The following is an 8508-nucleotide window of genomic DNA, read 5'->3' as shown; positions in this document are numbered from 1 at the left end:
TCGTTGGCGAGCCCCTCGATCCTTTCGGTGATGATATACTGATGCTTGACCGGCTGCAGCGGCACGTTGATGCCGGCCATCGCGCCGACCTGCCTTGCCCACTGCCCGGCGCAGTTCACCACCTTGTCGCAGGCAATGTCTCCCTTCTCGGTCTTCACCGCCGTGATGCGGCCGTCCTTCATCGTAAAGCCGGTGACGCGCACATTCTCGAACAGTTTGGCGCCATGCATGCGCGCGCCCTTGGCGAGCGATTGCGTGATGTCGGAAGGGCTGGCCTGGCCGTCGGTCGGCAGCCAGGATGCGCCGACGAGGTCGCTTGTTTCCATCAGCGGCCACATGCGCTTCACCTCGGCCGGCGACAAGAGCTGCATGTCCATGCCGAAGCTTTTCGCGGTCGTCGCCAGCCGCTTGAACTCGGTCCAGCGGTCGGCATTGGTGGCGAGTCTGAGGCAACCGGTCATCTTCCAGCCGGTTGCCAGCCCGGTCTCGGCCTCGAGCCCCTTGTAGAGCTCGACAGAATATTTGAGCACGCGCGTGATCGAGGCCGAAGAGCGCAACTGCCCGACGAGGCCGGCCGCGTGCCAGGTCGAGCCCGAGGTCAGCTTGCCCTGTTCCAGCAGCACCACGTCGGTCTTGTGGTCGCGCGCCAGATGATAGGCGGTCGAGCAGCCGATGATGCCGCCGCCGATAACGACGATCCCGGCATGGCTGGGCAAGGTCATGGCCTGGTTCCGTATTTCGTCCGGTAGTTTTCCAGCGCCGCGTCGAGCCGCACGAGGTTCTCCTCGGTATAGGCGACGTAGTCGATGCCGGGCGCGTCGAGATAGAGCTCGGAGACCATGCTCCACATCGCTTCGCGCAGCAGCGAGGCGCATTGCATGGCCGCATGCGAGCGGCGGATCTCTTTGTCCGGCTCCTTCATGAAATAGGCGGTGAGGAAGGCGAAGGACTCATCGTCGTTCATGCCGGCATTGGAGGCTGCCCCCGCGAGATCGAACATCGCGGTGTTGAAGCCGGCATACTCGAAATCGATCAGCCACAGCCGTTTGCCGTCGTCGAGGATATTCGCCGGCAAAAGATCATTGTGGCCGAAGACGATCGGCAACAGCTTCTGCGCCCGTTCGAGCTCGTCCGCCAGCGTGAGATAACGCGGCAGCTCCTCTTTCTTGCGGCTGCCGCCTTCGTCCAGCGTGCGGGCATAGTCGCGGATCACGTGGAACACCCAGAACATGAAGCCGGCGCCGGAGACATGGTTGGGCATCTCACGGTGGAAGCCGCGCAGCAGCGCCGCCACCCGGCCGAGATTGGCGCGCACATCCTCTCCGAGAAAGGTCTTGGCGCCGAGAAATTCCGTCACCAGAATTCCAGGTTCGGCATAGTGCACGGCCGGCGCGAAGCCCGCCGCATGCGCCGCTCGCGCCGTCATCACCTCGCGCTCGCGAAAGACATGATGGAATGGAAAATCCTGGCCGAAGCGCACGACATGCCGCCCGGCGCCGTCCGTGACGACATAGTTGGCGTTGCTGAGACCGCCCGGCAGCGGCTCGATTTCGATGCTGCCGGTCCAGCAGGGCAGGGCACGGATGCGGTCTTCTGCTACTACCGGAGCACTCACGGGTTTGTTCCTGCTCCAGCCGGCTTTCGACAAAGCGATGGTGTGAGAGAACACAAAAGCCTCGTCGGTGCGAGACGCTGGGATCGATATCCCACGCCGCACCGACGAGCCCCTTGGCCAGGTTCAGGATCCCGGCGTCCGCCCCCGCGGATTCGAAAAAAACTCGCGCCAAGCACGTTCCAGAAGATCTGGTCGGTCGATTGCGGCTCTGCCATCACCCTCCCGTGGCAGTTCCGAGCCTGTCACAGAATGATCTCACGCCAGTGCGACGCGGCTGTCAATCGAAAGCTGTGACCTTTTCTGGGTGTTTTGCCCGAAAATATGAGCAATTCCTTTAAAAGCGTTAGGAATGCCTTAGAATCGGTCAAAATCCCGGACGTCCCTATGATCCACTCGAAACGGCATGGAGAGATCCTGCGGCTCCTCAGCGAGGAGGGCACGATCACCATTGCCAGCCTGGCCGAACGGCTGGGCGTGTCGTTGGAGACGGTGCGGCGCGACGTCAAGCCGCTTACCGATGACGGAGCGCTGCTCAAGATGCATGGGGCGGTCCGCCTGCCGTCGATGGCCGGCGAGGCGCCGTTTGAGCGCCGCATGCGCGAGAATGCCGAGGCCAAGCGCCTGATTGCCCGCATGGTCGCGGCCACCATCCGCGACGGCGAATCGATCATGCTCGACACCGGCACCACTACCTCCTTCCTGGCGCGCGAACTGCTCGGCCATCGCCGGCTGACGGTGGTCACCAACTCGTCCGACATCGCCCGCACACTGGCGACCGTGAACGGCAACCGGGTCTACATGGCAGGCGGCGAGTTGCGCAGCGATTCCGGTGCCGCCTTCGGTGCTACTGCGATAGACTTCGTCAGCCGTTTCTCCGTCGACCACGCGGTGATCTCCATTGGCGCGGTCGATGCCGTCGCCGGCCTTACCGACTATGAGCTCGCGGAAGCGGAATTCGCCCGCATGGTGCTGTCGCGCGGCCAGCGTTCGCTGGTCGTCACCGATCACACCAAGTTCGGCCGGCAAGGGCTGGTCCAGGTCTGCGGCTTCGACGGTTTTTCGGAGCTCGCGACCGACCAGCCGCCGCCGCACGACATCGCCGCGGCGCTCAGCCAGGCTGGCGCGCGTCTCAGCATCGCGGCGGCCTAGCGCTGGGAGCTGCCAATGCCTTCCCTTCCCGGCCGGGCCGGTGTTTAGTCCGGCCATGGCCTTCACCATCCGCCAGCTCCAGTTTTTCGTCGCCGTCGCCGAGCAGGGCACGGTGTCGGGCGCCGCTCAGAACCTCTCCATCTCGCAATCATCGGTCACCGAGGCGATCAAGGAGCTGGAGAGCGATCTCGGGGTCGAATTGTTCGAGCGTCATCCGCGGGGCTTGAACATCACCCACAAGGGCCATCAGTTCCTGCGCCACGCCACGAAGATCCTGGCCGATGTCTCCGATGCGCGCCGCGCCTTCCTCGGCGACCAACTGACGGCCGGCGGTCGGCTCCAACTCGGCGTCACCTCGCTGGTCGCCGGCTATGTGCTTTCCGATTTGCTGGCGCGCTACCGCCGCGCCTATCCCGGCGTCGAGGTCTCGGCCATCGAGGACAATGGCGACTATCTCGAGCACCTCCTGGTTGGCGGCAAGCTCGACATCGCCGTCATGGTCACCTCCAATCTGCGCGACCGCACCGCGCTGCAGTCCGAAATCCTCGAGGTCTCCGCCTATCGGCTCTGGCTACCGCTCAGCCACAAGCTCGCCAGCGCCGACATCATCGGTATCGGCGATATCGCGTCCGAGCCGCTGATCATGCTGACCGTCGACGAGATCGAGGAAAACACCGGCAAGCTGCTGTCGGCGATCGGCGCGAGACCCCATGTCGCCTTCCGCACCCGCTCGGTCGAAGCCGTGCGCAGTCTCGTTGCCACCGGCGCCGGCGTGGCGCTTTTGCCCGACCTCGTCTACCGCCCCTGGTCGCTGGAAGGCGACCGCATCGAATCCCGCGATATCTCCGGCTCGCTTCCGGTCGTCCAGGTCGGCATGGTCTGGCGCCGTGGCTCCAGCCTGCCGCAGTCCGCCCGCGATTTCATCGGCCTCGCCCAATCGCAGCGCATGGTCCGCCGCTAGTGTGACCTACTCCAGGCTGACGTCGCCAGTCTTTCGATTGCGCCTTGTTGCGGGAACCGCCTCCGCCTTGAACGGACCGGTCGGAGCAACCTCGAAGCGGCCGGCACCGGCCAGCCTGACGGCGCGCCGGAACGTCGGACACTCCATCGGCCGGACGGCCGGACATCGGGCGGCGTGACGCAAAGCCTCTCGGATCGCGGTCAGGCGCTGGATGGTCCGGTCCAGTTCGTTCGCTTTGGCATCCAAGCGCCGTTGATCCATTTTCGGCAGACCGTCGGGCGTCAGCATCGAGGAAATTTCGTCCAGTGCGAATCCACCCGCTCGTCCAAGCGCGATCAAGGCGAGCCGTTCCAGGACGGCCGGGTCGAACAAGCGGCGCAGGCCGCGACGGCCGATCGAGGCGATGAGGCCCTTCTCCTCGTAGTAACGAAGTGTCGAGGCGGGCACGCCGGTGCGGCGCGACACTTCGGCAATGTCCATATCTTTCATGCTTGACCTCAAGTCGGCTTGAACTCGTAGAGTGCTCGCGACGATCGGCGAGAGCAACAGAAAGCGAGGTCCGTTATGCCGCAATCCGCGCAGCCAAACACACAGCAAGCAGCTCTCTGGAATGACGTCAGCGGAAAGGCCTGGGTCGAGATGCAGCCGATCCTCGACGGGGTACTGGCGCCGTTCGAGCGCCTCGTAGTGGATGCCGGCTATCCCGGAGAAGGGGGCAATGTCCTGGATATCGGCTGCGGCGCCGGCGCCACGACTCTGGCGATGGCGCGCCGCGTCGGCAACGACGGACGTTGTGTTGGGCTGGATATCTCGCAGCCGCTTGTCGCCCTGGCGACGGAGCGCGCGCGGCTGGAAAAGGTGGCAAATGCAAGTTTTGAAGTGGGCGATGCCCAGACATATGCGTTCGAATCAGCGCGCTTCGACACTGTTGTCTCGCGCTTTGGTGTCATGTTCTTCGATGATCCCGTGGCCGCGTTCACCAACATAAGACAAGCCGCGAGGCGCGGTGGCAAACTCGCCTTTGTCGCTTGGCGCAGTCCGGTCGAGAATGATTTCATGACGACCGCTGCGCGAGCGGCCGCGCCTTTCCTGCCGCCCGCGCCCGTGCCAGACCCCGAGGCGCCGGGGCAGTTTGCCTTTGCCGACGGCGCCAAGGTGAAGCGGATCCTTGAAGCGAGCGGCTGGTCGTCAATCAAAGTCGAACAGGCGGACGTCCTGTGTCAGATCGCCGAAGGCGATCTGATGACATATGTCACCCGGCTGGGGCCGGTCGGCGCTGCGCTGCGCGAGGTAAACCGGGCAACGGCCGAAAAAATCACCACGGTCTTGCCTGGTGCATTCGCGCCTTTCGTGGAGGACGGTAAGGCTCGCTTCAATGCCGCCTGCTGGCTGGTGACGGCGGCGGCTTGAAGGCGTCCGTCTATCGGAAAAACCGATATCGACTTTCTGATAAATGAATTTGCGAAACCGGATTTTTCACAGCACTTTTTCGCCAGGGAACAAAAGCCGCTCGGGAGCGCGGCTGTCGGGGCACTGAGCTCTGGCGTTCAGGTTTGCGCATGATCCTTTTCGAAAACCGAAGCGGTTTCGGGGTCACGCGCCAAAATGGGAGATCGATGATGAATGCATTCCTGAAGTCATGCACGGCGTTGACGGTTGCGCTGGCCTTCTCGGGTCAGGCGATCGCCCAGGTCAAGGAACTCGGCAAGGGCGAGGGCGAGCTCAATATCGTCGCCTGGCCGGGCTACATCGAGCGCGGCGAGACCGACAAGAACTATGACTGGGTGTCTGCCTTCGAGAAGGAGACCGGCTGCAAGGTCAACGTCAAGACCGCCAACACGTCGGACGAAATGGTCTCGCTGATGAACGAGGGCGGGTTCGACCTGGTGACGGCTTCGGGTGATGCTTCGCTGCGCCTCGTCGCCGGCAAGCGCGTGCAGCCGATCAACACCGACCTCGTCAAGAGCTGGAAGACGGTCGACGACCGCCTGAAGGACGCGCCCTGGTTCACCGTCGACAAGGTGCACTACGGCGTTCCCTACCAGTGGGGCCCGAACATCCTGATGTACAACACCGACGTCTTCAAGGAAGCGCCCAAGAGCTGGAACGTCGTCTTCGAGGAGATGAAGCTGCCCGACGGCAAGTCGAACAAGGGTCGCGTGCAAGCCTATGACGGCCCGATCCACATCGCGGACGCCGCCAACTACCTGATGTTCCACAAGCCGGAACTGGGCATCAAGGACCCCTACGAGCTTACCGAGGACCAGTACAAGGCGGCGCTCGATCTGTTGCGCACGCAGCGCACGCTGGTCGGCCGCTACTGGCATGACGCCGCGATCCAGGTCGACGACTTCCAGAACGAAGGCGTGGTTGCTTCAGGCTCCTGGCCCTATCAGGTGAACACGCTTGTCGCCGCCAAGAAGCCGGTCGCCTCGACCGTGCCGGAAGAAGGCGTCACCGGCTGGGCGGACACCACCATGATGGAGGCCGACGCCGCCCATCCGAACTGCGCCTATATGTGGCTCGAGCACTCGCTCTCACCCAAGGTCCAGGGAGACGTCTCGGCCTGGTTCGGCTCGCTGCCGGTGGTGCCGGCCGCCTGCAAGGGTAACGAGTTGCTCGGCGAGGAAGGCTGCAAGACCAACGGCTACGACAATTTCGAGAAGATCAAGTTCTGGAAGACGCCGGTGTCGAAATGCGCCAGCCAGAACGACCAGTGCGTGCCTTACTACCGCTGGGTGTCGGACTATATCGGCGTCATCGGCGGGCGGTGATCGCTTTTACCCTCCCCCTTGTGGGGAGGGTCGACGCGCAGCGTCGGGGTGGGGGCTAGCGCGGCAGTTCGTTGCCAATCGACCCCACCCGCGGCTTCGCCGCGACCTCCCCACAAGGGGGAGGTAGGGCGTCGCGCGAATCCGCCTTCGTTTAACCCGGCAACCGACTGACAGGCCCATGACCTCCGCCGTTTCCTTCAAACAAGTCTCGCGCCATTTCGGCAGCGTGCGTGCCGTCGATGCGGTCGATCTCGACATCGCGCCGGGCGAGTTCTTCGCCATGCTCGGGCCGTCCGGCTCCGGCAAGACGACCTGTCTTAGGCTGATCGCCGGCTTCGAGCAGCCGACGGCGGGATCGATCTCGATCTTCGGCGAGCGCGCCGAAGGGTTTCCGCCCTACCGCCGCAACGTCAACACCGTCTTCCAGGACTACGCGCTGTTCCCGCACTTTAACGTGCTCGACAACGTCGCCTACGGCCTGATGGTCAAGGGCGTCGGCAAGGCCGAGCGGCTGAAGGCGGCGGAAGAGGCGCTGTCGCTGGTGCGACTGCCGGGCTATGGCGCCCGGCGTCCCAGCCAGCTCTCCGGCGGCCAGCGCCAGCGCGTCGCGCTTGCCCGGGCGCTCGTCAACCAGCCCAAGGTCCTGTTGCTCGACGAGCCGCTCGGCGCGCTCGACCTCAAGCTGCGCGAGAACATGCAGGAGGAATTGAAGTCGCTGCAGAAGGTGCTCGGCATCACCTTCGTCTTCGTCACCCACGACCAGGGCGAGGCGCTGTCCATGGCCGACCGCGTCGCCGTCTTCAACGACGGCAGGATCATGCAGGTCGGCACGCCGGAGGATATCTACCAGCGGCCTAAGACGCGCTTCGTCGCCGATTTCGTCGGCTCATCGAATGTGCTGCCGCCGGATTTCGTCCAGCGCTATTCCGGCCAGCATTGCTGGGGGAGTCTCAGGCCCAAATCCATCCGCGTCACCCAAGCGACAAGCGGCGACGGCGTTGCCGCCCGCTTGGTCGGAACCAACTATCTCGGCGCCACCACCAGGCTGGCGCTCGATGCCGATGGGCTGAGGCTGCACGCCGTGGTGCCGGCGGGCACGGCGCTGCCGGCGGAGGGCGAGGCGGTGATGCTCACCTTCAACCGCGAGCACCTGCATCTGATGGATGAACAGGTATGAGCACGGTTTGCGCGAGGCACCCCCCTCTGTCCTGCCGGACATCTCCCCCGCAAGGGGGGAGATTGGCTGTCACCATTGGCTTCGCCAACTTCCAAGGTTGCAGAACTGGCAAGGCAGACAAGCTGCTGATCTCCCCCCCTGCGGGGGAGATGTCCGGCAGGACAGAGGGGGGTGCGAAGGAACTCGGCCTTACCGCCATTGATCCAATCGACGCGGCAGGCGCCCCATGACCATCGCCGCGCTCAACTCCAACCCCGCCCCTGCCATCCTGCCCGGCAGCGGCGGCTTGCGCGGCGCTTTCTCCGACCTGTTCTGGCGCCGGCCGAAACTCCTGCTTTTCCTGATGCTGCTGCCGCCGGTTCTGTGGCTGGGCATCGTCTATATCGGCTCGCTTTTCGCGCTGCTCCTGCAGAGCTTCTTCTCGATCGACGAGTTCTCCGGCCTCATCAATCGCGAGTTCACGCTGAAGACCTATGGCGACCTGTTCCAGGCCGCCAATCTCGACATCATCCTGCGCACGGTGACGATGGCGGCGCTCGTCACGCTCGCCTCGGCGGTCGTGGCGTTCCCCATCGCCTATTATGCGGCGCGCTATGCGCGCGGCCGCTGGAAGGCGCTTTTCTATCTCGGCGTCATGCTGCCGCTCTGGTCGAGCTACCTGGTCAAGATCTATGCCTGGAAGCTGATCCTCGCCAAGGAAGGCATCCTCACTTGGCTGCTGGCCAAGCTGAACCTGCTTTGGCTTCTGGACGGCTGGCTGTCGCTGCCCATCGTCGGCGGCAACTCGCTGTCTGTGTCCTTCACCGGCGCCTTCATCGTCTTCGTCTATGTC

8 protein-coding genes and 1 pseudogene are annotated in these 8508 nt (G+C 64.0%); 6 read left to right on the top strand and 3 right to left on the bottom strand.

The window, feature by feature from the left end:
• On the bottom strand, nt 1–722 hold a 722-nt coding region (locus EOA38_RS20205), incomplete at its 3' end, for an FAD-binding oxidoreductase (RefSeq protein WP_145966006.1).
• Nucleotides 719–1615, bottom strand: coding sequence for a phosphotransferase family protein (locus EOA38_RS20200; protein WP_126090476.1), 897 nt, complete (start codon nt 1613–1615; stop codon nt 719–721). The genes EOA38_RS20205 and EOA38_RS20200, both read right to left, overlap by 4 nt.
• A gap of 384 nt (nt 1616–1999) precedes the next feature.
• Here EOA38_RS20200 and EOA38_RS20195 point away from each other — a divergent pair, with 384 nt between their 5' ends.
• Nucleotides 2000–2764 (top strand): DeoR/GlpR family DNA-binding transcription regulator, encoded by a 765-nt coding sequence (locus tag EOA38_RS20195; protein WP_126090475.1) that lies wholly within the window; start codon nt 2000–2002, stop codon nt 2762–2764.
• A 55-nt stretch (nt 2765–2819) separates the two neighbouring features.
• The gene (locus EOA38_RS20190; protein WP_127300045.1) at nt 2820–3725 is read left to right on the top strand and encodes a LysR substrate-binding domain-containing protein; all 906 of its coding nucleotides are present in this window, start codon (nt 2820–2822) and stop codon (nt 3723–3725) included.
• 6 nt (nt 3726–3731) lie between these two features.
• On the opposite strand, the gene EOA38_RS20185 is transcribed toward EOA38_RS20190, so the two are convergent.
• A complete protein-coding gene (locus EOA38_RS20185) occupies nt 3732–4214 on the bottom strand; it encodes a helix-turn-helix domain-containing protein (RefSeq protein ID WP_127300046.1) in 483 nt (160 codons plus the stop codon).
• A 75-nt stretch (nt 4215–4289) separates the two neighbouring features.
• Here EOA38_RS20185 and EOA38_RS20180 point away from each other — a divergent pair, with 75 nt between their 5' ends.
• The 4 genes and pseudogenes from EOA38_RS20180 to EOA38_RS20160 form a co-directional block, all read left to right on the top strand.
• The gene (locus EOA38_RS20180) at nt 4290–5135 is read left to right on the top strand and encodes a class I SAM-dependent methyltransferase (RefSeq protein WP_127300044.1); all 846 of its coding nucleotides are present in this window, start codon (nt 4290–4292) and stop codon (nt 5133–5135) included.
• Nucleotides 5136–5344: 209 nt separating this feature from the next.
• Nucleotides 5345–6499, top strand: coding sequence for an ABC transporter substrate-binding protein (locus EOA38_RS20175; RefSeq protein ID WP_126090472.1), 1155 nt, complete (start codon nt 5345–5347; stop codon nt 6497–6499).
• Between the two features lie 178 nt (nt 6500–6677).
• Nucleotides 6678–7676 (top strand): ABC transporter ATP-binding protein, encoded by a 999-nt coding sequence (locus EOA38_RS20170; RefSeq protein ID WP_127300043.1) that lies wholly within the window; start codon nt 6678–6680, stop codon nt 7674–7676.
• Nucleotides 7677–7902: 226 nt separating this feature from the next.
• Nucleotides 7903–8508, top strand: a pseudogene (locus EOA38_RS20160) (ABC transporter permease); the annotation flags it as partial.

It is taken from the genome of Mesorhizobium sp. M1E.F.Ca.ET.041.01.1.1 (genome assembly GCF_003997355.1).
Taxonomy (GTDB): Bacteria; Pseudomonadota; Alphaproteobacteria; order Rhizobiales; family Rhizobiaceae; genus Mesorhizobium.
Note: the sequence above shows the minus strand (reverse complement) of the source record. Positions and strands in the feature narration are given on the sequence as shown.